The sequence below is a fragment of the Arthrobacter sp. UYEF36 genome, assembly GCF_040547025.1.
Taxonomy (GTDB): Bacteria; Actinomycetota; Actinomycetes; order Actinomycetales; family Micrococcaceae; genus Arthrobacter.
Genome location: NZ_JBEPOX010000002.1, coordinates 291,392 through 316,099, shown reverse-complemented (window position 1 = coordinate 316,099; position 24,708 = coordinate 291,392). Strand labels below are relative to the sequence as shown.

The window sequence follows — 24,708 nt, the reverse complement described above, 5'->3', positions numbered from 1 at the left end:
ATCATTTGCCGGTGTTAAATTCGGCGCCGAACAGTTCAGCCGCGCCTACCGTGACCACCTGTGTTCCTACCGGAGGTCCTGCGGCGGCCGTGACCACGCCGGCTTCCACCCTGCTGACGGCGAGTTCCTGACGCTCGAAGACCCTTGGTGCCGGGCTGGTGTAAACCCAGGTCTTGCCGTTGGCGTCGTAGATCAGGGCCCCGTAGGGCAGCCGGATCTCGGCTCCCGCCCCCGCCGTAACCGGCTCGGTTTTCAGTTCCAGCCGATCCACGCCCCGCTGGGTCAGGGTCAGCTTGGCGATGCCGGTGGCCGCGTTCTTTTCCACCTTGGCCGGGGCTTCACTGACGGCGGGCCGGGCGGCGGCGGGCGCCGCGCAGGCCGGGAGGGAAAACACGAGGGCTGCACAGACAGCGGCCGCCAAAGGCAGGCGCCGTTGCGGTTTTCGGCTGGTCATTTTGCTTCCACCTTTTCCTGCATGTCGGGCTGAACGGGGACTTCCGCTTCGTAGACCTCCGACCACTCTTCGGGTGCGGTGCGGGGACCGAACCAGAGGGTCAAGAGGGGGAACACCAGCAGCGCCACAAGCGTCGCGGTGGTGAGGCCGCCGAGAATGATCAGCAGCATGGGGACGATCAAGGCCTGGCCGACGCTGCCGCCAAGCAGAGCCGGCGGTATCAGGATCGCGACGGTGATGAGGGCCGCCTTGAGGATTGGCGATACCCGCTCCCGGGCCGCCGTCAGAACCACGTCCGTGCTGGACGATTGCGGAGCTGAGCGCCAAAGTGCGTCTGCCCGGGCTGATAGCAGCGCCGCGTTGCGGGCTGTGATGGCCAACACCGCAGCAACGGCGGTGAATGAAAGCCAGGAGAGCGACGCCGCACCGATCCACGCGGCCACGAACGAACCGGCCAGCGCCGCCGGCAGGGCAAGGAAGACGGCGAGCGCGAGCTTCCAGCTCCGGACTGCAGTCTGGAGCAATAGCAGTATGCCGACCAGGGCTGCTGCTCCAAGCCAAAGCGCAAGAGTGTCAGCTGCACGCAGTTCGCTGTACTTGGCGGGGATTTCAGCATGGTATTCAAGCGGGAACTGAACCTGCTTTATTGCAGCTTCAATATCGCGCTGGACGTCGGCCAAGGGCCGTCCGCTGACGTCGGCGACGACGTCGATCCGCCGCGAGGTGGAGTCGTGCTGGATGACTACTTCGTTGGGAACCACCCGGACCGCGGCGATCTCGCCCAGCTGGACGTGTCCGCCGTCGGGGGTGTCGAGGAGCAGTTCGCGGATGCTGGTGAGATCATCCCTGACATTGGCTGCACCGCGGACCACGACTTCGAACACCTTTTGTTGTTCGAACAGGTTGCCGACGATAACGCCCTGCATCAGTGTCGCGGCGGCGCGCCGGGCGTCGCCGGGCTTGATGCCGACCCGCTGGGCGGCCTCAAGATCGACCTCGACTTCCACGATCGGATTCATCGCCGCGACGTTGATCGTCGGGTTTTGCACGCCGTTGATCTTTTGCAGGGCCTTCCGGACGTCCTCGGCCTTTTCACGCAGGATCGGCATCTCCGTGCCATAGACCCGCACCGCGAAGGGCGGCTCCATGCTGCCGCGCATGTCGCCGACTTTCTGCTGGGAATAGTTCGTCACGTTATCGGAGATACCGGGGTAGCCCTGGACGACATCCCGTACTGCCTGTTCAGTTTCGTTGAAGTCGGCATCTGCAGCCAGGGACACCCAAAGTTCGGCTGAATTGTTTCCGACAACCTGGTCCGAGGTGATGGCACGGCCAATGTGGCCGCCCACCCCGCTCACGCCCGGCAGGGCCCGCAGCTCATCCGAGGCCTTCGAGGCGACCCGGCGGACTTCGTCAGTCGACGTACCGGCCATGGTGTCCCACTGCACCAGCAGGGTCCTGTCCGGAAGCGTCGGGACGACGGGCCGGTTGGCAACGAGTTGGGATCCGGCGGCGAGGCCCAGGGCCCCGATGACGGCAACGGCGACCAGGCTAAGGGTGCGGCGGGAGCGGGCGCCATCCAGGACCCGGTTGTAGCGGGCACGGGCACGACCGGCGGCCGGAGACTCGGGCCGGCTTGCTGTTTCGCGGGGCAGCAGCATCTGTGCCAGTAGAGGCGTCACGGAGAGGCCGACTAGGAGCCCGGCTGCGAGGGCCAGCGCCAACGACCAGTACAGGGGCTGGAAGAAGGCGCCGCCGACACCCGATACAAACAGTGTCGGGATGAGGGCGACAACCATGATGAGTGAGGCGTGGAAGAGCGGGGTGCGGACACCACGTGCCGCGTCCGTGATGCGGGACCGCAGCGTGGCTTCAGTTTCGGTTGCCACGGTGGTCAGGGGCCGGCGGCGCTGCGCCTGGACGTCCTCCACAACGTCACCGACGATCACGGCAATGCCGAGTACGATACCGAGCAAAACGGTGATGTTCAGCGTGGCGTTTTGCGCGTAGAGCACCACGGCCGCCGTCATGACCGTGGCCGTGATGGAGACTAGTGCGATCACAGCGACCCGCCAGGAACGGAAAAGCAGCCAGAAGAGCGCCACCGCGATCAGCAGGCTGATCAGCAGCGCGACACCGAGACCGTCCACGGTGTCCTGAACGGCAGTGGCGGGGCGGAACACGCTGGTGTCGATCGTGACGTCGGTGAGCCCCGGACCCATGTCCTTCAGGGCTTCCTCCACATCGCGGGTCACATCGACCGTGCTGGTTCCAGGGAACTTTTCGACGACCAGCATGAGGCCTGCATCCTGACCGACGACGGCGTCGCCGATCAGCGGCTGATGGCCCTCCTTGACGTTTGCTATCTCGCCCAGCAGCATCGGCTGGGGAGCGTCCTCCACGCTGACCCTGGCCAAATCCGCCGGGGTGCGGATCGGAAGAACGTGCTGGATTCCCAAACGTTGGCTGGGAGACTCCACGAAACCGCCGGTGCCCGGGGTGGACGCCTCAAGGAAGCTCAACGGTGAGACCCAGACAGCGTTGCCGGCGGTCTTGATGATCTGTTCCAGGGTGATGCCCCGGTCGCGCAGCTGGGTGGGAGTGACCTCCACCTGCAGCTGCTGTTCACGCTGGCCCCAGATGGACACATTCGCTACCCCCGGAATGCCGACCAGGCGCGGTTTGATCTTCCATCTGGCCAGGACGGACATCTCGATGCCGGAGAGCTGCCGGGAGTTCAATCGGACCATCAGCACACGGCTGGTGGAGGACATCGGCTGCATGATGAGCGGCGGGGACGAGACGTTCGGCAGGGCGTGCGCCTGCGTCATCCGTTCCGCCACCAACTGCCGGGCGCGAAGCAGGTCCGTGCCGGGCTCGAAGACGAGTTCAATCGAGGAGAGCCCCGGTACGGATTTGGAGCGGATCTCATCCAGCCAGGCCACTCCATTGAGGAGATCGGCCTCCATTGGGGAGGTAATGAGCTGTTCCACCTCAACAGCGGACAGGCCCAGGGCCTCGGTCTGGATCTCAACATGCGCCGGTCCGAACTCGGGCAGGGTATCCACAGCGATGCGGGGAACGTTCACGACGCCGAAGGCAATGAGTCCGGCGGCGAGGGCGAGAACAAGAATGCGAAAGTGCAAACTGAAGCGGGTTATCCAGCCAAACATGGCTATGCCGTTTTCCGGTGGCTGTCTGAAGAGCCGATGCGCTCCGCCGGGAGAAACAATTTGTGCAGAACTGAAATACCAAAGGGATACATGGCAGGCTCCTCAACGCGAGAAATTTAGCGAATCATCCAAGGATCTCTGGGAGAATAGTGTGCCTATTCGGCGCCTTTGGCAAGGCCTCCGAAAGACCTGTAACCACGGGCTTTTAGGGTCATCAGAATGACATTGTGCTGCGCATTCGACGAGTGTCGAGGGATTACGTGGAGTATCGGCTGGGACCCCCCGAATGGCTGCAAATGCTACCCGCTGATTTGTGTCAACTACTCGCCCGGCCAATTTTAATACTCACCGTCGCGGAAGTGATGTTAGAAGTAAGTACCACCTATTCCCAGTGTCCAGTTTATAACAATTTGAGCGCACGCCGGGGCCCCGGAATTCTCCGCCTTCGCCCCGGATAGCTTCGCGCCTGGCCGCTGGCCCCGGGTGGCCTTCGGCAGCTGCATTCAGCCGACCGTCGTGCCGACAATCGGGGGGCGGGCCCGGCTCCACCCGCAGGGCGGCCGAAGGCGCTAAAGTAGTACTATGCGTGCGATCCTTCTGCTTGGCTAGCCGCCCGATATTCCGAGGAAAATTCGGACTGTCGAGCGGCCGCCCCTCCGTGTCGAGGGGCTTTTGTGCGTCTGGGGCCCTTTCGGGGCTGGCGGCAAGGGGCAGCGGGCAGGGGTCGAGTGCGACGGGCCCCGGTAGTACAGACTTGACGGTAAACAGGCTTGAAGAACAGAAGAGGCCAGCAGTGAGCGTTCAGCCGGAGACAGAGACCGGAACACCAGCAGTCGCAGCGGAGACCCCCGAAGAGGGTGCCTACAGCTTCGCGGCCATGGAAGCCAAGTGGCCGCAGGTCTGGGAAGACCTCAAGGTCTTCACGCCCGTCGACGACGGTTCGAAGGAGCGGCGGTACGTGCTGGACATGTTCCCGTACCCCTCCGGAGATCTCCACATGGGCCACGCCGAGGCGTTCGCCATGGGCGACGTCGTCGCCCGGTACCTGCGCCAGCAGGGCTACGACGTGCTGCACCCGATCGGCTGGGATTCCTTCGGGCTGCCCGCCGAGAACGCGGCCATCAAGCGCAATGCCCACCCCAGCGAGTGGACCTACGCCAACATCGACACCCAGGCGGCGTCGTTCAAGCGCTACGCCATTTCCGCCGACTGGTCCCGCCGGATCCACACCTCCGACCCGGAGTATTACCGCTGGACACAGTGGCTCTTCAAACGCTTCCACGAGCGCGGACTGGCCTACCGCAAGAATTCCCCGGTCAACTGGTGCCCCAAGGACCAGACCGTGCTGGCCAACGAACAGGTGGTCAACGGTGCCTGTGAGCGCTGCGGCACCCCGGTCACCAAGAAGTCACTGAACCAGTGGTACTTCAAGATCACCGACTACGCCGACCGGCTGCTCGATGACATGGACGAACTGCGCGGGCACTGGCCCGAACGCGTCCTGGCTATGCAGAAGAACTGGATCGGACGCTCCGAGGGCGCGCACGTGACCTTCGTGATCGAAGCCGACGGCGCCAAGCCCGCCAAGGACGTCACGGTATTCACCACCCGCCCGGACACCCTGTACGGCGCGACCTTCTTCGTCGTCGCCGCGGACGCGCCGATCGCCGTCGAACTGGTCACCGAAGAACACGCCGCGGCCCTGGACGCGTACCGCGAACAGGTGAAGGCGCTCTCCGAAATCGAACGCCAGTCCACCGAGCGGGAAAAGACCGGTGTCTTCACCGGCCGTTACGCCGTCAACCCGCTCAACGGCGAGAAGCTGCCCGTCTGGGCGGCCGATTACGTGCTGGCGGACTACGGCACCGGCGCCATCATGGCCGTCCCGGCCCACGACCAGCGCGACCTCGACTTCGCCCGGACCTTTGACCTGCCCGTGCGGGCAGTGCTGGACACCGGCGAGGAGGATCCCGCGGTCAGCGGCACCGCGACCTCCGGCGAGGGCACCCTGATCAACTCCGGCGCCCTGGACGGCCTGCCGAAGACAGAGGCCATCCCGGCCGCCATCGGGATCCTGGAGCACCAGGGCACGGGCGAGAAATTCGTGAACTTCCGCCTGCGCGATTGGCTGCTCAGCCGGCAGCGCTTCTGGGGTACGCCGATCCCGATCATCCACTGCCCCGCCTGCGGCGAAGTCCCGGTCCCGGACGACCAGCTGCCCGTCACCCTGCCGGCGGACCTGCGCGGCGAGGACCTGTCCCCGAAGGGCACGTCGCCGCTGGCCGCCGTCGAAAGCTGGGTCAACGTCGAGTGCCCCAGCTGCCACGGCCCGGCCAAGCGGGACACGGACACCATGGACACGTTCGTGGATTCCTCCTGGTACTTCCTGCGCTTCGTCTCGCCGCAGTACACCGACGGCCCGTTCGATCCGGAGAAGATCAACGACTGGATGCCGGTCGGCCAGTACGTGGGCGGCGTGGAGCACGCCATCCTGCACCTGCTCTACGCGCGGTTCTTCACCAAGGTCATCCACGACCTGGGCATGATCGACGCCGACGAGCCGTTCAGCGCGCTGCTGAACCAGGGCCAGGTGCTCAACGGCGGCAAGGCCATGAGCAAGTCCCTGGGCAACGGCGTTGACCTGAGTGAGCAGCTGGACAAGTACGGTGTCGACGCGGTCCGGCTCACCATGATCTTCGCCTCCCCGCCGGAGGACGACGTCGACTGGGCCGACGTTTCGCCGTCGGGCTCCGCGAAGTTCCTGGCCCGCGCCTGGCGGCTGGGACAGGACGTCACAAGCGCGCCCGGGGTCGACTACGCCACCGGCGACCGGGCCCTGCGCGCCGTCACGCACCGCACGATCGCCGACGCGGAAGCCCTGCTGGACAACAACAAGTTCAACGTGGTCGTGGCCAAGCTCATGGAACTGGTCAACGCGACGCGTAAAACTATTGACGCAGCCAGCGGAGCGGGCGGCGCCGATCCGGCGGTCCGTGAAGCCGTCGAGGCCGTTGCGGTCATCCTGAGCCTCTTCGCGCCGTACACGGCCGAGGACCTCTGGAACGTGCTGGGACATCCCGCCTCGGTGGCGAACGCCGGCTGGCCGACGCACGACGCGGCCCTCCTCGTGCAGGACACGGTGACCGCCGTCGTCCAGGTCCAGGGCAAGGTCCGGGACCGCCTGGACGTCTCGCCGGAGATCAGCGAGGACGAATTGCGGGAACTGGCCCTGGCCTCGGACAACGTCCAGCGAGCCCTCGACGGCCGCGGGATCCGCACGGTGATCGTCCGGGCGCCTAAACTGGTCAACATCGTCCCGGCCTGACCCGTAGTTGGCCGCCGGTTTCCACCGGCGGCCAACCGATACCGCAAGTCCGTCAGCAAGCGCAGACAGCAGGAGGTACTTCGTGCCCCACCGCGACCCCGCAGGGTGGCTGAAGGAGCGCCTCAGCGGGCTCCGGCAGGCCAAACAGTCCGCAGACGGCCTGCCAACCGGCCCAGCCGCCGTCGTGCGGACAGCCGTGGTCACGGACTCCGCCGCGGCTCTGCCGGCTGACTGGGTCCGTGCCGTCTCCGCCGACGGGCGGCTGACGGTTGTCCCGATGCCGGTGATGGTGGGTGCGGAAATCTATGGCGAGGGCGAGGACGACATCGCCGAGACGATCGCCCTGGCCCTGGCCAGCGGCAGGCCCGTCAAGACCTCGCGACCGTCCCCCGGGCAGTTCGAGCACGCGTACCTGGCGGCCCAGCACGGCGGCTTTGAATCCGTCGTGTCGCTCCACATTTCCGGTGAGCTCTCCGGGACGGTGGACTCCGCCAGGCTCGCCGCCGCCCGTGTTGATATCCCGGTGGAGGTCCTGGACTCGCGCACCGTCGGGATGGCGCAGGGGATGGCGGTCCAGAGCGCCGTTGCCGCGGCGGCGGAGGGCGCGGCCGCGGCGGACGTGCGAGGGGTTGCTGAGCACGAACTGGCCCGCACCAAGGTGTACTTCTACGTGCCGAGCCTGGAACAGCTGCGACGCGGCGGACGGATCGGCGCCGCGGCGTCGCTCTGGGGGACCATGTTCTCGATCAAGCCCATCCTCGCGGTGGAGGACGGCAAAGTAGTTCCGCTGGAGAAAGTGCGGTCGGCAGCGAAAGCCATCGCGCGGCTCCAGGAAATCGTCGTGGCCGACGCCGCCGGCCGGCCCGCGGGGCAGGCCCGGCTTGCCGTCCACCACTTCGGCAACCCGGCGGAGGCGGAACAGCTCGCGTCGCAGCTGGCCGAAGCCGTTCCCGGCTGCGCTCCCGTCCAGATCAGCGCCCTCCCGGCCGTGCTGGCTGCCCACGCCGGACTCGGTGTGCTGGCCGTGATCGTGGGGGAGAGCAGCACCCCCGCAGGCCCGGAGACGTCCGCCGCGCCGTAGTCCGACGCGGTACCGGTGTCGACATCAGACCGGCTGTCCCTGGGCTGCGTGCGCGGCGGTTGCCCGGTATCCACATAAGACGCGCTTGCCCTGAGCCGAGCGGCCAGGGCTTCGTACGATGGGCGCATGCCGCGCCACAATCCGGGAGACCCGCCCGGCACCGAACCGGGCCGCGCCGACCGCAGGCTGGCGGCCGCCGTTCGGCCGGGCCCCGGGACGGGCCTGCTCGACGGGCCGCCCTTCGTTTGCCCGTCCCCGGGACAGCGCGACCCCGGCCCGGACGAGTCGCCGGTCCGCAGCGCCCGCATCAGGTGGCGCACCGGGCGCCGTGCCGCCGCGTTGCTGTGCCTGCTGGCCACGGGATTCCTTGGCTGGTTCTGGTGGCAGGCGGCGAACGCCACAGCGGAGGTCAGTCCGCTCAGTTCCATCCACCCAACGGAAACCAGCCGGCTGCAGGACCCGGAACCGGAAGCAGGACACTCCACCGGAGCGTCAACCGCCCCGGACAATGCCCCCGGCGAAGGCGAAGCCAACACCCGCGAAAGCATCATTGTCCACGTTGCCGGCGCGGTGGTCCGTGCCGGCATTGTGGAGTTGCCACGGGGCAGCCGCCTGCACGAGGCCATCGCCGCGGCCGGCGGCGGCGCCCCGGGCGCGGACCCGGACCAGCTCAATCTCGCGGCGGTCCTCGAGGACGGGCAGAAGGTCCTGGTGCCGAGCGAGGGTGAAACCATCCCTGCCGCGGCCGCCCCGACGGGTGACGTGGGCGCCCGCGGAAGCCCGGGCAACGGCACCGCTCCCTCAGGAGGAAAGATCAACTTGAACACGGCCGGAGCCGGGGAACTGGCCACGCTGCCAAGGGTCGGCCCGGTGCTGGCCCAGCGGATTGTGGACTGGCGCCAGCAACACGGCGACTTCCAGCGGGTTGAGGAGCTGGATGCCGTGGACGGGTTTGGGCCCAAGCTGCTCGAGGGCCTGCTGCCCCTGGTGCGGGTGTAAGGGCGGGGCGGACATGGGACGGACGAGTCGCTGGCAACGGTACGTTGATGCCGCGCTCCGCAGGACTGCAGGGAACAATCAAACGCCCGGTAACCCCCAAACGCCAGGGCGGTCCCCGGCGGGACGCGCGCCAGCGGGGCGGCAACGGCGCCGCGGCCCGGGGCTCCGTGGCCGGCTTCCGTCGTTCGCAGTCCCCGGGCACGACGTCCCGGCCCGGGAGGACACCCTCCGCCGGACCGACGTGCGCCTGGTCCCCGCGGCGGTGCTGGTGTGGGCAACGGCCGCTGCGGGACACCAGTTGCAACCCCCGGCGCTGGCCGCCCTCTGCCTGGCCTTCGTGGTGGGCTCGGGCGTGCTGCTGCTCAGGGCGTCATCCACCGCCGGGGCACGGTGGCCCGGCGCGCCGGCGCGGCGAAGTTTCCATGCGACGATGGCCGCGGCCCTGCTGCTCGCCGCTGCGGCGGGCGGGCACGGCGCAGCCGACTCCTCCCGGCGGCACGAAGGTGCCGTGGCCGCCGCCGCGGCTGCGAACGCGGCCGTCGCCGTGGAAGTGGAGATAGCGGGTGCGCCCCGGCAGCTCAGGGCGCCGGGGCGTTCCGGACTTGCGGACCGGTGGGCGGTCCCGGTCACCCTGATCGGCATGACCTACGATTCGCACCGGGTGCACGCGCACGCCAAGCTGCTGGTCCTGGGTGGCGCCGGTTGGGAACATGCAGCCCCGGGTCAGCGGATCCGTACGACCGGCAAACTCCAGCGGGCCGGGCCCGGCCAGCGGGAAGCGGCTGTCCTCTCGGCCAGCTCCGCGCCGCTCACACTGGCGGCAGCCGGGACCTGGCAGCGGGGTCCGGGCGAGCTCCGCGACCGTTTCACCGCTGCCGCCGGGCACTTCGACGGTGACGCCCGGGGCCTCCTGCCGGGCATGGTTACCGGAGACACCAGCTCCCTGGACGCGGAGCTGGACGCTGCGATGAAGTCCGTCGGAATGACCCACCTGACCGCCGTCAGCGGCGCCAACTGCAGCCTCATTCTGGGAGCCCTCCTGCTGGCCGCGCGCACCCTGCGGTTCAACCGGGCGTTCGCGGCGGTCCTCTGCCTGGCGGGGCTGGGCCTGTTTGTGCTGATGGTCGGCCCGGATTCCAGTGTCCTGCGGGCCGCCGTGATGGGTGCGATCGGGCTCCTCGCACTGGCCGGCGGCCGGCCCGGGCGGGGCTTGAGCTTCCTGTGCCTCGCTGTGATCGCCCTGGTGCTGGCAGAGCCGGGGCTGTCCACCAGCTTCGGATTCCTGCTGTCCGTGCTTGCGACCCTCGGCATCGTGGTGGCGGGCCGGCCGATCATGGCCTGGTTCCCGCCGGCGGTGCCGCGCTGGCTCGCCGCGGGAGTGGCTGTTCCGCTGTCCGCGCAAGCGTTCTGCGGACCGGCGATCGTCCTCCTGCAGCCGCAGTTCTCCACCTACGCCCTGGCCGCCAACATGGCCGCCGCCGTCCTCGTCGCCCCGGTCACGCTGCTGGGGACCGCGGCCGTGCCGCTGGTGCCGCTGGCCCCGGCCCTCGCCGCCGCTCCGCTGGGCATCGCAGCGGCCTTCGCCGCCGGGGTGGCAGCAATCGCCCGCTTCTTCGCCGGACTGCCCGGCGCCGTCCTCCCGTGGCCGGAAGGGGCCTTCGGAGCCGCCACGATGACGCTCTTCTCCACCTGCGCCCTCGCCGCCTGGTGGCTGGCCTTCCACCCCGCCCGCACCGTCGCGCTGACCCGGGCAGCGCATGCCCGGACAGTCTCGCTGCTCCGCCGGATCCCGCGCCGCGGCGACGGCCTGGGTGCGCCGGCGGGAGGGGCCAGACCCGGCTTGGTGCACCGCCCGGGCCGTGGCAGGCTTAGAGTCTGCAAACAATCTTCCGGGAGGAAACCTCAGTGGCTGCTGCCCAGACCCCACGCGCCCGGTCCGCCGCGTCGAACACTGCCACCTGGCGCGACGTGACCCCGGCCGCCGTCGTTCTGGTCGGCGGACCGGAAGACTATCTGGGGTCCCGTGCCATGGACCGCATCCGGGCGCAGGTGCGCGCCGCAGCCCCCGACGTCGAAGTCACCCGGCTCAATGCCGGCAACTACGAGCCCGGTTCCCTCGCCATGAAAGTCAGCCCGTCCCTCTTCGGCGAGCAGAAGCTGATCGAGGTGGAAGGCCTGGAGGGCATGAACGATGCCTTCCTGGCCGACGGGCTGAAGTACCTCGCCCGGCCCGAACCCGACGCCGTGCTGGTTCTCCGTCACAGCGGCGGGGTGCGCGGCAAGAAGCTCCTGGACGCCGTCAAGGCCGGCGGGTGGCCGGTGGTGGACTGCCAGCCCCTGAAGAAGGACGCCGACAAGATCGCCTTCGTGACGTCCGAGTTCAAGGCGGCGTCGCGGCGCATCGATCCCGACGCCGTGCATGCCCTGGTCAACGCCGTCGGCGCGCATCTTGCTGAGCTGGCCGCTGCCTGCAGCCAATTGATCGCCGATGCCGCCACCGGGGTGGACTCCGCCATGGTGGACCGGTACTACGGGGGCCGGGTGGAAGCCACCGCTTTCAAGGTCGCCGACGCCGCGATGGCCGGCAACGCCCCGCTGGCCCTCTCCACGCTGCGCCACGCCCTCGACACGGGCGCGGACCCGGTGCCGCTGGTGGCCGCGCTGGCCTCGAAGTTGCGCACCCTCGCCAAGGTCGCCGGTGCCCAAGGCTCCTCGTCGCAGATTGCCAAGCAACTGGGCATGCAGCCCTGGCTGGTCGAGCAGGCGCAGCGTGAGGTGCGGCGCTGGACTCCGGAGGGGCTCGTCCGCTCCATCCAGGTGACCGCCGAGGCTGATGCCCAGGTCAAGGGCCTGTCCCGGGACCCGGTCTACGCCGTCGAACACGCCGTGACGGTGATTGCGACGTCCGTGCGCCGCTGACGGCGGGCGTTGGGTGCGGCGCTGACGGCGGGCGTCGGTCGCGCGCTCCTGCCTGGCGCACGCCTGCCTGGCGGGTGCCGCCCGGGCCATGACCGGCGGCTTAACTGGAAGTGGCCGGCACCCGAGGGTGCCGGCCACAATCATCAGTTCAAGTGAACTGGAAACCTTTAGAGCGCGTTGACCTTCTTGGAGATGGCCGACTTGCGGTTTGCAGCGTTGTTCTTGTGGAGAACGCCCTTGCTGACAGCCTTGTCCAGCTTGCGGCTGGCGGAAAGCAGTGCGGCAGCCGCAGCATCCTTGTCGGTGGACTCAACGGCGGTGTTGACGGCGCGGATGGCCGTCTTCAGCTCGGACTTGACTGCGTTGTTACGCAGGCGAGCCTTCTCGTTGGTGAGGATGCGCTTCTTCTGGGACTTGATATTAGCCACGTGTGAACTCTCTTTTTCAATGCGGAAAATGGTCTAGAGGGCTTTCAGATTGGCCATTGACTGAGCGGCGTGGGGATACCTATGGCGACCAACCATCTGTGGCCGTCGACCTGCACGGACACACAGCTGTCAATAGTAGCAGAGTGGCCGGCGGAGTGGCGATTTAGCGGCGCTCAGCGCCAGCCGTGGCGGCTCTGCAGGGCGGCGGCGATGACGCTGAAGCTTCCGGCATCGAGGATGGCGCCCTCGCGCCGGACATCCTGCGGGTTGATCTGCAGGATACGGTCCAGTTTCGCTTCGCTCGGACGCCACTGCCGGTCCCAGGGACCGGTGCCGATGTCAACGTAGTCGTCCGCCCGGCGCGCGTCGCCGTCGTGGTCCTTACTGGTCAGCATCAGGCCGAGCAGATAGCGGCCGCTGGTGCCCACCAGCAGCACCGGGCGGTCCTTGCCCCTCAAGTGGTCCTCTTCATACGGCACCCACGTCCAGACGACTTCGCCCGGCTCGGGACGACCGTTGGGGGAGGGCGCGTAATTGACCTTTGCCGTTCCGCGGAAATCGCCGGGATACACTCCGGTCAGGCCGACGGCGGCGCTACGCCCGGTGCCCGGGCGTCCGCCGGTCTTCGTGCCCGGCCGGCCCGGCTGGGCCTTCGTTCCGGATTTTGCCCTCGTTCCGGGCTTGGCCTTGGTGCCGGCCGGCCGGGCTGTGCCGGAGCTGCCGGGCGCGGAGCCCGGGCGCCCCTCCAGGAAGCGCAGGGTACTGCGGATTGCGTTGCCGATCGAGCGTAAGTTCCAGGCCATGGGAAAACCATACCGGCCGCCCGGGCAGGCGGCGGGGCGGGGCGGCAGGCGGCGGGGCGGGAGGCGACAGGGCAGGCGGCAGGACAGCGGAGGGCGGTGGCAAGGGAGGCCGGGCTTCGCGCGGAGGCTAGTGGGGCGAAGCGCGGGGGAGGACCCTGGGGCAACCACCGCGCGAAACCAGTGCGGGAAACCATGGTCCGCAACGGAAGGCGGGGATGCACTCCGTCGGGCCGGGACGTGGGAGACTATAGGTTCAGAGATGCGGCACCTCGCGGGCTGGGACACCAGCCCCGCGCCGATCTGTGGAAAAGCCAACAGTATTGCCAACAGTAAGGACCCTGCGTGTCTCCCATGGCCCGCACCGCCCCGGTGCCCGCGGCAACAGATCCGGACATCATCCGGAACTTCTGCATCATTGCGCACATTGACCACGGCAAATCCACCCTGGCCGACCGGATGCTTCAGTACACCGGCGTTGTCCAGTCCCGTGACATGAAGGCCCAGTACCTGGACCGCATGGACATTGAGCGCGAACGCGGCATCACCATCAAGTCCCAGGCAGTCCGTATGCCCTGGGAGCTCGACGGCGTCAGCTACGCGCTGAACATGATCGACACTCCCGGACACGTTGACTTCACCTACGAGGTCTCCCGCTCGCTCGCGGCCTGCGAAGGCGCCGTGCTGCTGGTGGACGCGGCCCAGGGCATCGAGGCCCAGACCCTCGCGAACCTCTACCTGGCGATGGAAAACAACCTCACCATCATCCCGGTCCTGAACAAGATCGACCTCCCGGCAGCGCAGCCCGAGAAGTACGCCGCGGAACTCGCCAACCTGATCGGCGGCGACCCCGACGACGTGCTCCGGGTTTCCGGCAAGACCGGCATGGGCGTCGAGGTCCTGCTCGACAAGATCGTCCGCGATCTTCCCGCCCCCAAGGGTGACCCGAACGCTCCGGCCCGCGCCATGATCTTCGACTCGGTCTACGACACCTACCGCGGTGTTGTCACGTATGTGCGTGTCGTTGACGGCATGCTGCACCCCCGCGAACGCATCCAGATGATGTCCACCCGCGCCACCCACGAACTCCTCGAGATCGGCGTGAGCTCCCCGGAGCCCACCCCTTCCAAGGGCCTCGGCGTTGGCGAGGTGGGCTACCTGATCACCGGTGTAAAGGACGTCCGCCTCTCCAAGGTGGGCGACACCGTCACCAACCTTGCCAAACCGGCCACCGAATCCCTCCCCGGCTACGCGGATGCCAAGCCGATGGTTTTCTCCGGCCTGTATCCGCTGGACGGCACGGACTACCCGGTGCTCCGCGATGCGCTGGAGAAGCTGATGCTCAACGACGCCGCCCTGGTTTACGAACCGGAGACGTCTGCTGCGCTGGGCTTCGGCTTCCGCGTGGGATTCCTCGGCCTGTTGCACCTGGAAATCACCCGTGAGCGGCTCGAACGCGAATACAACCTGGACCTGATCTCCACCGCCCCCAACGTGGAGTACGAGGTCACGCTGGAGGACAAGAAGGTCGTCCACGTGACGAACCCCAGCGAATACCCCACCGGCAAGATTGCGGAAGTCCGCGAACCGATGGTCGCCGCCACCATCCTGGCGCCCAACGAGTTTGTCGGCGCCATCATGGAGCTATGCCAGAGCCGCCGCGGCGTCATGGGCGGAATGGACTACCTTTCCGAGGACCGGGTCGAAATCCGCTACCGCCTGCCGCTGGCCGAAATTGTCTTCGACTTCTTCGACATCCTCAAGTCCAAGACCCGCGGCTACGGCTCGCTGGACTGGAAGGCCGACGGCGAGCAGGTGGCCGACCTGGTCAAGGTCGACATCATGCTCCAGGGCGAACAAGTGGATGCCTTCTCCGCCATCACCCACCGGGACAAGGCCTATGCCTACGGTGTGATGATGACCGGCAAGCTGCGCGAACTCATTCCGCGGCAGCAGTTCGAGGTGCCCATCCAGGCCGCCATCGGTTCCAGGATTATCGCCCGGGAAAGCATCCGGGCCATCCGCAAGGACGTGCTCGCCAAGTGCTACGGCGGTGACATCACCCGAAAGCGCAAACTGCTGGAAAAGCAGAAGGAAGGCAAGAAGCGCATGAAGATGGTGGGCCGCGTCGAAGTCCCGCAGGAAGCCTTCATCGCCGCCCTCACCACGGACGAGTCCAAGGACAAGGCCAAGAAGTAGCAGTGCCAGTAATGACTGACCCCACGCAGGCGGGCCCGGACCGTGCCTAGCGCCCTGCCGCTGGGCGACCCGGCGCCAGCCGACGGGCTGCTGCCCGCCCAGGCGCTGGACGGCGCCTCGGACCGGGCCTTCGGCCTCTACGTGCACATCCCGTTCTGTGCCGTGCGCTGCGGGTACTGCGACTTCAACACCTACACCGCCACGGAACTCGGCGGCGGGGCCTCCCAGGACGCTTACGCCGGCACCGCCATCGCGGAAGTCGAGTTCGCAGCAGCCGCCCTGCAGAGCAGCGGCCTGCCGGCACGCCCGCTCGGCACGGTCTTTTTCGGCGGCGGAACACCCACGCTGCTGCCCGCCGCGGACCTGGCCAGCATCCTCACCGCCGCCATCGGGGCCTGGGGCCTGGAGCCTGGCGCCGAGGTCACCACCGAAGCTAACCCGGACTCCGTCACCCCCGCTTCCCTGCAACTGCTGGCCGACGCCGGCTTCACCCGGGTGTCCTTTGGCATGCAGTCGGCGGTGCCGCACGTTCTGAAGGTGCTGGACCGCACCCATACCCCCAGCCGGGTGCCCCAGGCTGTCCAGTGGGCCAGGGAGGCCGGCCTCGCCGTCAGCCTCGACCTGATCTACGGAACGCCGGGGGAGTCGCTGGCCGACTGGCGCTACTCGCTGGAGACCGCGCTGTCCTACGGTCCGGACCACATCAGTGCCTACGCGCTGATCGTCGAGGAGGGCACCAAACTCGCCGCGCAGATCCGCCGCGGCGAAGTGCCGGGAATCGACGACGACGACCATGCGGCCAAATACGAACTCGCCGACGAACTGATCTCGGCCGCCGGGCTGTCCTGGTACGAGGTCAGCAACTGGTCCCGCACCCCGGAGCAGGCCTGCCGCCACAACCTCGCCTACTGGCGGGGGGACGACTGGTGGGGAATCGGCCCGGGCGCGCACTCACACGTCGGCGGCGTGCGCTGGTGGAACGTCAAGCACCCCACCGCCTATGCAAACCGTCTGGGGTCCGGTCTCTCGCCGGCCGCCGGCCGGGAAACCCTCGATTCGGAGACCCGCAACGTGGAGCGCGTCATGCTGGAAGCGCGGCTGAACTCGGGACTGGAGATCGCCAGCCTGGGCGGACTGGGCGACACCGGGCGGCACGCCGTCGCCGGACTCATTGCCGACGGACTCGTGGATCCCGTGGCGGCCTTCCATGGCAGCCTCGTCCTGACGCTCAAGGGCCGGCTGCTCGCCGACGCCGTGGTCCGCAGGATCCTGCCGGACTAGGGAACCGCTCTCTGCTGGTCGAGCCGCGCTGAAACGGCGTGCAACGAGTCGTTCAGGCGGAGTGGATCAGGAAGGTTTCCAGGCAGGAGCCCTCGTCAGGCTCTCGCCAGTCCGTTTCTGCGGCGGGGATTTGGTGCCCGGCCGGGAATAGATACCAGTCCGGGAAGGCATCCACGGGCAGGTCCAAACCGGGGTCCGGGCCGGGATCCACGGGCAGGTCCAAACCGGGGTCCGGGCCGGGATCCACGGGCAGGTCCAAAGCGGGTCCGGGCCGGGATCCACGGGCACGCCTTGGCCCAAGTCCGTATCCGATTCCGGACTGTCGTGTGGCCATTGTGGTGGTTCCCAGTCCTGCTGTTCGCTGGGATAGTGCCGTCCTGAGGGTGAGGTCCAGCCCGGCGGTTTGTGTTTGCTGGCCCCGGATGGTGTCCAGCCGGAGCCGTGTTTGAGGCGGTGGTGCTTGCGGCACGGCTGTCCGAGGTTGGAGATCCCGGTGGTGCCGCCGTCGGCCCAGGCCAGCAGGTGGTCGGCCTCGTTGTCCAACGAGTGGTTGTTGCAGCCGGGGAAGGGGCACCGGCCGTCGCGGAGCCGGAGCCAGTGGCGCATAGCCTTCGTGAGCCGGTAGCTGGTCCTCCCGATTTCCAGCGGGGCCCCGTCCCGGATCCGTCAGGACCCGGTAGAAGGAACCCGCACCGTCGGCGACCAGACGGCGGGCCATCGACGGCGGGATCGGCCCGTACCCGTCGAGGGTCGCCGGTTCCTCCCCGGCGCCGATGAGGGACAGGACCGGGACGGTGACCAGGACCTGCGCCCGCGGGACCGGCACACCCCCGCACCCGCCGTTGTCATCGGCATCGGCATCGGCATCGGTACCGCCGGCGGTCCCGTCGGTGCCGAGGAGCAAGGTGGCGGCGACGTCGGCGCGGAGCTGGGTGAGGGTCCGGGTCTCGTCCGGGCCCTGCAGCGCGCGGGCGGCGGCGGTGGTCCGTTCCCAGATCCCCGCGGCGGTGTCGGCCGGGAGGTAGGCGGAGAGCCAGGCCATCCCGTCCCGGTCCGGGCAGTACTCGACCCGCCGGTCCGCAGCGCACCTGGTGTGGCGTTCTTCGATGCTGACCGGGTGGTGGCGTTCCCGCCACGCACGGGCCTTGGCGCGGAACCGTCCCGGGACGAGGTCCCCGGCCGGGCACCCCCTTGCCGGGTTGGGTGCGTCCGGGTCCAGGAAGTGCGCCTCCAATGCGGCCGCGCCGGCCGGGTCAAGGTTGCTGGTTTCCTCCACCATGATCCGGGCGTGGGCCCAGGAGATCGTCCCGGTCTGCAAAGCCGCCAGGGTCAGCGGCAGCACAGTCGTCAGGGCCTGGCTCTCACCCAGCAGGGCGCCGGCGGCGTTTTCGCTGACGGTCAGAGCGCACGCGACCTCGGCCACCAAAGCCATTTCCTGGACGGCGCGGTCGTGCGGGGACGCTCCCGGGGACGCCAGCGCCCGGGTCGCCTCCGCGTAATCCGCGGTGAACCTGACCTTCAACGCCGCGCTCCGGGCGTCCCTCCGGGCCAACTCCCCGAGCCCGCCCAGGCACGCATCCGCCAGATCCCGCAACGGATCAGTGCCCCGCAACGGATAGGAGTCTTGCGAAGGATCAGCGTCCCGCAACGGAAAAGAGTCTTGCGAAGGATGAGCGTCCTGCAGCCCTTCGCTGCCGGGGTCATCAGGACGGTCCCCACCGGCGCCCGAGGTGAAGGCATCAAGCGCAGCAACGGACGCGGCGACGGCCTCCCAGGCCTGCCTGCCCTCCGGACTCCATGCTGTCCTGCTATCCACACTTTCAGGATCTCAGGAGCCACCGACAATATTAGAAGGCCGCCTGCGTTGCAGCCCGACACCGGAACTGACCGACAACCGGCGAGGGGACAGGGTTCCAAAAGGCGGGTGTCCGGGTCCTTATACGTCTCCCATGCCCGGAAGGGCGGGACCAAAGCGAGGCTGCAGGCGGGGCGGGCGACCTTGGACGTACAGGCCAGGCTTGGGTGACCGATGTCAGGTAGTGAGCATTCCGGCCGCTGCCCACGGCCGTTGCGGCTACAGGCCTATTTGATCCAGCGCAGGTTGTATTCGTAGCGGTGCGGCTGGCCGCGGTTGACGTGGATGCCGGCCGCGACCGAGAAGCACGTCACGGCAATCCAGATGACCGTGGCCAGGACCGCGAAGATGTTGCCCACCACCGGGACGAAAACCAGCAGGTTGCACAGTACGGCAGCAATCGTGGGGGGCAGCGTGAAGTTGAGGGCTTCCTTGGACTCCTGGGCCGTGAACGGGCCGCGGTCCTTGAAGATCAGGTAGATCAGCAGCGCGGGAACGCAGCCCAGGATGCCGCCAAAGTGGGCCAGTGTGGCCCACTGCCGGTCCTCGTTGGCCGTGAGCGGCAGCGCATTCGCGGGAACGCCGTGGTACGGGGGCTGGCCATGGCCGGCCTGGTTGCCAGTGTGTTCGCGTGCGTTATCTGCCACGGTGTCGTCCTTCGGATTGCGGTGGTGCGTTGGTGCCTGGAGGTGCCAAGGCTGCGCCGGGAGCGTAGCCGCTGTACCAAGAATACTTGCTCGGGCGCCAATTCACGGATCGGCCCGCTGGCAGGGGAGCGCTGCAGGGCTCCTCAGGGAACAGTGAGGAAGTCAATGACCTCCTCCACCCGGCCCAGTAGGGAGGGCTCCAGATCGGCGTAGCTCCGGACCGCGCCCAGGAGCTTCTGCCAGCCCAGGCCGACGTCCTCCTTGGTGCTGTGCGGCCAGCCGAAGGCCATCAGGATGCCCGTCTTCCAATCCACGCCGCGGGGGATCACCGGCCACTGCTCGATTCCGAGTACGGCAGGCCGGATTGCCTGCCAGACGTCGACGTAGGGGTGGCCCACGATCAGGACGTTACCGGCCGCGCCGGGGGACGCCATCACAGCCTCGGCGATCCGGGATTCCTTGGAATCGGGAACCAGGTGGTCCACCAGCACCCCAAGCCGGCGCCCTGGCCCGGGCCCGAACGCCGCCACGGCACCGGCAAGGTCGTCGATGCCGTGCAGCGGCTCGACGACGATGCCCTCCGCCCGGAGATCGTCACCCCAGACCTTTTCTACGAGTTCGGCGTCGTGCTTGCCCTCCACCCAGATCCGGCTCGCTTTGGCCACCTGGGCGCGCTGGCCGGCCACCCGGACGGAGCCGGAAGCGGTTCTGGTGCCTGCGGTGCCTGCGGCGGCGGCCCGGGGCGCCGGCGGCATCAGCCGGATCGGCTGGCCCTCCAGCAGGAAACCGAAGCCGAGGCGGAAGGACCGGGATTTGCCGCGGCGGTCTTCAAGGGCCACGACGTGCATGCCGCCTGACTTCTCCACCCGGGTCACGGCGCCCACCCAGCCGGACTGCACATCTTCGAGCACCATTCCGCGCTCCACCTGCACTTCCGGCAGTTGGGTTTTGGCGGGGGCGGACAGGTCCTGGGGGCCCCAGTTCTGGTACGACATTGGCTACACACTGCTTTGCGCTCGGTTTGCTGCGGCGGGCTGTGCCCGAAAACACCCACCCCAGGAGGAACGCCCGGAGCGAATCCAATGCTAACAATGCGGCGACTCATATTAGACTGGTTAGCACTTAGGCATGTCGAGTGCTAATCAACACGTCTTGGTGCCAGGACAGCGTCAGGCGCGGCCGTCGAACGGCGGCACCGGATGCGGGACAGTCGATTGGAGGTGGAGGGTGAGCGAGCCACGCAAGCTCGAAGTGCTGCGCGCCATCGTGGAGGACTACGTCCACTCACGGGAACCCGTCGGCTCCAAAGCCCTCGTAGAGCGGCACCACCTCGGAGTGTCCAGCGCCACGATCCGCAATGACATGGCGGCTCTGGAAGACGAGGGCCTCATCACGGCACCCCACACCAGCGCCGGGCGCATCCCCACGGACAAGGGCTACCGGCTCTTCGTGGACCAGATTTCGGCGGTCAAGCCGCTCTCACCGGCGGAACGGCGCGCCATCCAGGCGCTGCTGGAGGGCTCCGAGGACCTCGACGACGTTCTGGACCGGACCGTCCGGCTGCTCTCGCAGCTGACCAACCAGGTTGCCGTTGTGCAGTACCCCCACCTCAGCCGCGCCAAGGTGCGGCATATCGAATTCGTCCTGCTGGCTCCCCGCAAGGTGCTCGCTGTGCTGATCGCGGACACCGGCAAGGTCGAACAGCGGGTCATTGACGCGGGGCAGGATCTTTCCGACGATGCCCTGTCCGAACTGCGCACACGGTTCCTCGGCAGCCTCTCGGGCACTCCGCTGAACCTGCTGCCGCAGACGCTGCAGTCGGTGATTGCCAGCTGCCCGCCCGCACGGCGCAGCGCCGCCCAGTCGCTGGCCCGCGGCCTTGAGGCGCTGGCCGCCAGCAGCCGCGAGGAGCGTATGGTCATGGCCGGGACCGCCAACCTGGCCCGCTCCAACGTCGACTTCCCGCTCAGCATCGGCCCGGTGCTGGAGGCCCTCGAGGAGCAGGTGGTCATGCTCCGCCTGCTGAGCGACATGGCCGAGGACCCGCGGGGCGTGACGGTCAGCATCGGCCGGGAAAACCCGTACGACGGCCTCGCGGAGGCCTCAGTAGTGGCGACGGGCTACGGCCCGGACGCCACGGCGAAAGTCGGAGTGCTGGGCCCCACCCGGATGGACTATCCGACCACCATGGCCGCCGTCCGGGCCGTGGCCCGCTACCTTTCGCGGATCCTCGGCCCCTGACGAACCGCGTCCACCCGACCGGCCCGACGGGCCGGCACCAGACTTCTTGCCCCTAACAGGCAGTGCCCCACCGGCAGTACAAAAAGGAAGAGATACAAACTTTGAGCAGCCATTACGACGTTCTGGGAGTCTCCCGCGAAGCTACCGGAGAAGAGATCAAGAAGGCCTACCGCAAGCTGGCGCGGACCCTCCACCCGGACGTGAACCCCGGGGATGACGCCTCGGACCGGTTCAAGGCCGTCACCCACGCCTACGAGGTGCTTTCCGATCCGCAGAAACGCCGGATCTACGACACCACCGGCAACGAGAACGGCACCGACAACGGCTTCGGCGGCGGCAGCTACGCCGGCCAGGGCTTCGCGTTCCAGGACATTTTCGAAACATTCTTCGGCGCCGGCGGCCAGGCTGGACCGGCCTCCCGGGTCCGCCGCGGCCAGGACGCCCTGATCAGCGTCCGGATCGAGCTGCGCGACGCAGTGTTCGGCGTCAACAAGAAACTCGAAGTGGACACGGCCGTCACCTGCCCCACCTGCGAGGGCTCATGCTGCCGGGACGGCAGCCACCCGGAACGCTGCGACATCTGCGGCGGCAGCGGCCTGGTCCAGCGCGCCGTGCGTTCCATCCTCGGCCAGGTCATGACCACGGCCCCCTGCGGGTCCTGCGAGGGCTTCGGCACCGTCATCAAGGACCCCTGCAACGAATGCGCCGGCCAGGGCCGGATCCGCAGCCGGCGCTCCCTGACCGTCAAGGTTCCCGCCGGCGTCGCCACCGGGACCCGCATCCAGCTCTCCGGGCAGGGCGAAGCCGGTCCCGCCGGCGGTCCCGCGGGCGATCTCTACGTCGAGATCCGGGTCGCCAACGACGCCACGTACGTGCGCGACGGCGACGACCTGCACGCCAGCCTCAACATCCCGATGACGGCCGCCGCGCTGGGCACCGAGCTGACCCTCGAGACCTTCGACGGCCAGCAGGAGATCGACGTCAAAGCCGGCACCCAGTCCGGGGAAATCATTACGCTCCGCGGGCTCGGCGTCACCCACCTGCGCGGCTACGGCCGCGGCGACCTCAAGGTCCACCTCCAGGTGGACACCCCCGCCAAGCTCGACCCCGCCCAGGAGGACCTGCTCCGCCAGCTCGCGAAGCTGCGCGGGGAACAGTTCACCGAAGGAAAGCTTGCAGCGAGCGGCGGGGTCTTCGCGAAGCTCCGGGACCGGCTCGGTAACCTGTAGCGGTGAGCAACCCCGTCTTCTTCACTGCCCCCGGCACCCTGGACGGGCTGGCCCCTGGTTCCGTCTTCGTCCTTGACGGACCCGAGGCCCGCCATGCAGTCACGGTGAAGCGCCTGGCCGCGGGGGAGACCGTGGACATCGCCGACGGCGCCGGCAAGCGCCTTACCGGCACCGTGGCCGCCGCCGCGCCCAACGAACTGACGGTGGAGTGCTCCGGGCTCTCCGACGAACCCCGGCCCGGGATCCGGCTCGTCCTGGTCCAGGCCCTCGCGAAGGGCGACCGGGACGAACTCGCCGCCGAAACCGCCACCGAATTGGGGATCGACGCCGTCGTCCCCTGGCAGGCGGAACGTTCGATTGTCCGCTGGAAGGCCGAACGTGCCGCCAAGGCGCACGCCAAGTGGCAGTCCGTCGTCACGGCGGCGGCCAAGCAGGCCCGCCGTGCCTGGATCCCGGAGGTCCGCCCCGCCGTCGACGGCGCCGGGCTGCAGGCGGCAGTGGCGGCGGCCGACCTCGCCATCATCCTGCACGAGGACGCCGTCCGGCCGCTGCGTCGGGTGCTGGAGGCCTGGCAGGACGCGGGCTTCGCCGGCGACGGGTCAAACGGGGGCCGCGAGGTGCTGCTGATCGTTGGACCCGAGGGCGGAATCAGCCCGCGGGAAGTGACCAGGCTCTGCGATGCCGGCGCGGTGACAGCCCTGCTGGGACACCATGTGCTGCGTTCCTCCACGGCCGGTCCCGCCGCCACGGTCCTCGCCAGCGACATCCTGGGCCGCTGGTAGCGTCCGCCGGTCCGTCCGCGGATAAAGAGCGGTCGACTGCTCCCCACCGGCCCCCTCGCCTCGCAAGCTCGGCCAGGGAACCCTGCCGGCGTGGGCCCAGACCGCCGTTCTGAGGGTTCAAAAGGGCCGTTACGGAGCAGCCGATGCTGAAATCCGGTTGGGGTCCGCTACTTGACCGTGAACCCGCGGGTGTCGACGTTTAGGTCCTCGGCCGGGTTGCCGTCCTCGATCTGCGAGACCCGGACCTCATAGTTGCCGGGCCCAAGGTTGACCGACAGGCTGAACGCTCCCGATTGCCCGGCCTCAGCCGAGGCCGTGACCGTCCCGTCCAGGTACCTCGTCTCAACGCTGCCGTCGATGCGCAGAATCTCCCACCGGAGTTTCCCTCCCGGAACGGTACCGCGGCCGGAGATCTTGACGGCGCCGTCGTCCACGGACGTCCCCTCCTGGGGATCAATGATCCACACCGGGGCGACCATCCCGACGCTGCGGGCGGTCGGGGCGCCGAGGCGGACGTGGTTGAAGGCGACGTAGTCGGTATGCCCGTCCACGAGGACCACCACCTGGATCTGCTGGCCGGCATCGATCAGCCCCGCGCTGGCCGCGGCCGCCGTCGCGGTGTAGACAAGCTGCTGGACCGCACGCTCGGCCATGACGGGATCCACGTTGCTGTTGAAGGCATCCGCGGACATGTCCACCGTGATGACGTTCTTGCCTGAGATGGAGCTGGCCAGTTTCTTCGGGTTCTGCCACGGAGTGAAGAAGTCCGGATCGAGCGGCTTCTCGGACATCATGACCCGGAGCGCCCGCGTGACCGGATTGTCCTGCTCCGGAACGTCACGGAACTCCCGGTAGAGGAACATACTGTCGTTGCTCCGGCCGATCCAGTACACCGGCGCCTTGTTGGACGCCTGCGTGGTTTCCAGCGGCGCGCTCGTGGTCGGGGCAGTCGCCTGGGCGGACAGGACCTGCGAGGGGGCACTGGAATCCGTGATGCCGGACTGGGGGGTGGCCACACAGCCGGTAAGGGCCAGGGCCAGCGCCGCGGGCAGCGCCAGGAGCGGCAGGCCCGGACGTATCCGCCTGCCTGCCGCTGTGTCTCCAGTCCCGCGTTCCCCGATGGCCGTTGCCCTTCGCTGCTCGGTTTTATCGTTCGTACCGGCCCGCCAGCCCGGCTTAAAAGCCGTGGCGGAGGCCGGTTTCCAGCATGGCATACGGGTCCGGCGCGTAAGCGTGGATTCGGCCGGCGGGCGGGAACTGCAACGGGAACGATATGAGGCTGATACGAAGTTGAT

Annotated in this window: 17 protein-coding genes and 1 pseudogene; 10 read left to right on the top strand and 8 right to left on the bottom strand. The window is 68.2% G+C overall.

The genetic code is table 11. The annotated features are described in order from the left end of the window. Position 1: 1 nt before the first annotated feature. Both ABIB29_RS05480 and ABIB29_RS05475 read right to left on the bottom strand, forming a co-directional pair. Positions 2 to 454, bottom strand: coding sequence for a hypothetical protein (locus tag ABIB29_RS05480; RefSeq protein ID WP_354170775.1), 453 nt, complete (start codon positions 452 to 454; stop codon positions 2 to 4). Further along, positions 451 to 3,600, bottom strand: a complete 3,150-nt coding sequence (locus tag ABIB29_RS05475) for an efflux RND transporter permease subunit (RefSeq protein WP_354170773.1) — start codon at positions 3,598 to 3,600, stop codon at positions 451 to 453. Before ABIB29_RS05475 ends, ABIB29_RS05480 begins: the two co-directional genes overlap by 4 nt. Before the next feature lie 820 nt (positions 3,601 to 4,420). Here ABIB29_RS05475 and leuS point away from each other — a divergent pair. The 5 genes from leuS to holA all read left to right on the top strand — a co-directional run bounded on the left by leuS (position 4,421) and on the right by holA (position 11,951). Next, positions 4,421 to 6,952, top strand: a complete 2,532-nt coding sequence (gene leuS, locus ABIB29_RS05470) for a leucine--tRNA ligase (protein WP_354170771.1) — start codon at positions 4,421 to 4,423, stop codon at positions 6,950 to 6,952. A gap of 82 nt (positions 6,953 to 7,034) precedes the next feature. Further along, the gene (locus ABIB29_RS05465) at positions 7,035 to 8,033 is read left to right on the top strand and encodes a DegV family protein (RefSeq protein ID WP_354170769.1); all 999 of its coding nucleotides are present in this window, start codon (positions 7,035 to 7,037) and stop codon (positions 8,031 to 8,033) included. Between the two features lie 126 nt (positions 8,034 to 8,159). Then, positions 8,160 to 9,032, top strand: coding sequence for a ComEA family DNA-binding protein (locus ABIB29_RS05460; protein WP_354170767.1), 873 nt, complete (start codon positions 8,160 to 8,162; stop codon positions 9,030 to 9,032). A gap of 241 nt (positions 9,033 to 9,273) precedes the next feature. Then, positions 9,274 to 11,004 carry a ComEC/Rec2 family competence protein gene (locus ABIB29_RS05455; RefSeq protein ID WP_354170765.1) on the top strand — a complete coding sequence of 577 codons (1,731 nt, stop codon included), beginning with the start codon at positions 9,274 to 9,276 and terminating at the stop codon, positions 11,002 to 11,004. Continuing rightward, positions 10,938 to 11,951: a DNA polymerase III subunit delta gene (gene holA / locus ABIB29_RS05450; protein WP_354170763.1), complete on the top strand. Its 1,014-nt coding sequence runs from the start codon at positions 10,938 to 10,940 to the stop codon at positions 11,949 to 11,951. Before ABIB29_RS05455 ends, holA begins: the two co-directional genes overlap by 67 nt. Before the next feature lie 167 nt (positions 11,952 to 12,118). On the opposite strand, the gene rpsT is transcribed toward holA, so the two are convergent. Next, entirely contained in the window at positions 12,119 to 12,379 is a 261-nt protein-coding gene (gene rpsT / locus ABIB29_RS05445) for a 30S ribosomal protein S20 (RefSeq protein ID WP_024365662.1), read from the bottom strand. Positions 12,380 to 12,552: 173 nt separating this feature from the next. Continuing rightward, positions 12,553 to 13,182: a type II toxin-antitoxin system PemK/MazF family toxin gene (locus tag ABIB29_RS05440; RefSeq protein ID WP_354170760.1), complete on the bottom strand. Its 630-nt coding sequence runs from the start codon at positions 13,180 to 13,182 to the stop codon at positions 12,553 to 12,555. 342 nt (positions 13,183 to 13,524) lie between these two features. Between ABIB29_RS05440 and lepA the strand changes: the two genes are divergently transcribed. Beyond that, positions 13,525 to 15,378, top strand: a complete 1,854-nt coding sequence (lepA, locus tag ABIB29_RS05435) for a translation elongation factor 4 (protein WP_354170758.1) — start codon at positions 13,525 to 13,527, stop codon at positions 15,376 to 15,378. A 42-nt stretch (positions 15,379 to 15,420) separates the two neighbouring features. Beyond that, the gene (hemW, locus tag ABIB29_RS05430; protein ID WP_354170756.1) at positions 15,421 to 16,659 is read left to right on the top strand and encodes a radical SAM family heme chaperone HemW; all 1,239 of its coding nucleotides are present in this window, start codon (positions 15,421 to 15,423) and stop codon (positions 16,657 to 16,659) included. 52 nt (positions 16,660 to 16,711) lie between these two features. On the opposite strand, the pseudogene ABIB29_RS05425 reads toward hemW, so the two are convergent. The 3 genes and pseudogenes from ABIB29_RS05425 to ABIB29_RS05415 form a co-directional block, all read right to left on the bottom strand. After that, positions 16,712 to 18,307, bottom strand: a pseudogene (locus tag ABIB29_RS05425) (HNH endonuclease signature motif containing protein). 434 nt (positions 18,308 to 18,741) lie between these two features. Next, complete coding sequence (locus tag ABIB29_RS05420; RefSeq protein ID WP_354170754.1) at positions 18,742 to 19,161, bottom strand: DUF4870 domain-containing protein; 420 nt, start codon at positions 19,159 to 19,161, stop codon at positions 18,742 to 18,744. A gap of 143 nt (positions 19,162 to 19,304) precedes the next feature. Then, positions 19,305 to 20,156, bottom strand: a complete 852-nt coding sequence (locus ABIB29_RS05415; RefSeq protein ID WP_354170753.1) for a DUF3097 family protein — start codon at positions 20,154 to 20,156, stop codon at positions 19,305 to 19,307. Positions 20,157 to 20,388: 232 nt separating this feature from the next. Here ABIB29_RS05415 and hrcA point away from each other — a divergent pair, with 232 nt between their 5' ends. From hrcA to ABIB29_RS05400, 3 genes are all read left to right on the top strand, one after another. Next, positions 20,389 to 21,402 (top strand): heat-inducible transcriptional repressor HrcA, encoded by a 1,014-nt coding sequence (hrcA, locus tag ABIB29_RS05410; RefSeq protein ID WP_354170751.1) that lies wholly within the window; start codon positions 20,389 to 20,391, stop codon positions 21,400 to 21,402. Between the two features lie 101 nt (positions 21,403 to 21,503). Further along, positions 21,504 to 22,631 (top strand): molecular chaperone DnaJ, encoded by a 1,128-nt coding sequence (dnaJ, locus tag ABIB29_RS05405; protein WP_354170749.1) that lies wholly within the window; start codon positions 21,504 to 21,506, stop codon positions 22,629 to 22,631. Between the two features lie 2 nt (positions 22,632 to 22,633). Continuing rightward, on the top strand, positions 22,634 to 23,413 hold the full coding sequence (locus tag ABIB29_RS05400) for a 16S rRNA (uracil(1498)-N(3))-methyltransferase (RefSeq protein WP_354170747.1): 780 nt from the start codon (positions 22,634 to 22,636) through the stop codon (positions 23,411 to 23,413). Between the two features lie 167 nt (positions 23,414 to 23,580). Here the strand turns inward: ABIB29_RS05400 and ABIB29_RS05395 are convergent, their stop codons facing one another. Beyond that, a complete protein-coding gene (locus ABIB29_RS05395) occupies positions 23,581 to 24,429 on the bottom strand; it encodes a GerMN domain-containing protein (RefSeq protein ID WP_354170745.1) in 849 nt (282 codons plus the stop codon). Between the last annotated feature and the right edge of the window lie 279 nt (positions 24,430 to 24,708).

What these genes read in the sequence shown, in the direction of transcription:
- ABIB29_RS05480 (WP_354170775.1), bottom strand. Translation starts at nt 454, where the DNA reads ATGACCAGCCGAAAACCGCAACGGCGCCTGCCTTTGGCGGCCGCTGTC.
- ABIB29_RS05460 (WP_354170767.1), top strand. Translation starts at nt 8,160, where the DNA reads ATGCCGCGCCACAATCCGGGAGACCCGCCCGGCACCGAACCGGGCCGC.
- ABIB29_RS05440 (WP_354170760.1), bottom strand. Translation starts at nt 13,182, where the DNA reads ATGGCCTGGAACTTACGCTCGATCGGCAACGCAATCCGCAGTACCCTG.
- ABIB29_RS05415 (WP_354170753.1), bottom strand. Translation starts at nt 20,156, where the DNA reads ATGTCGTACCAGAACTGGGGCCCCCAGGACCTGTCCGCCCCCGCCAAA.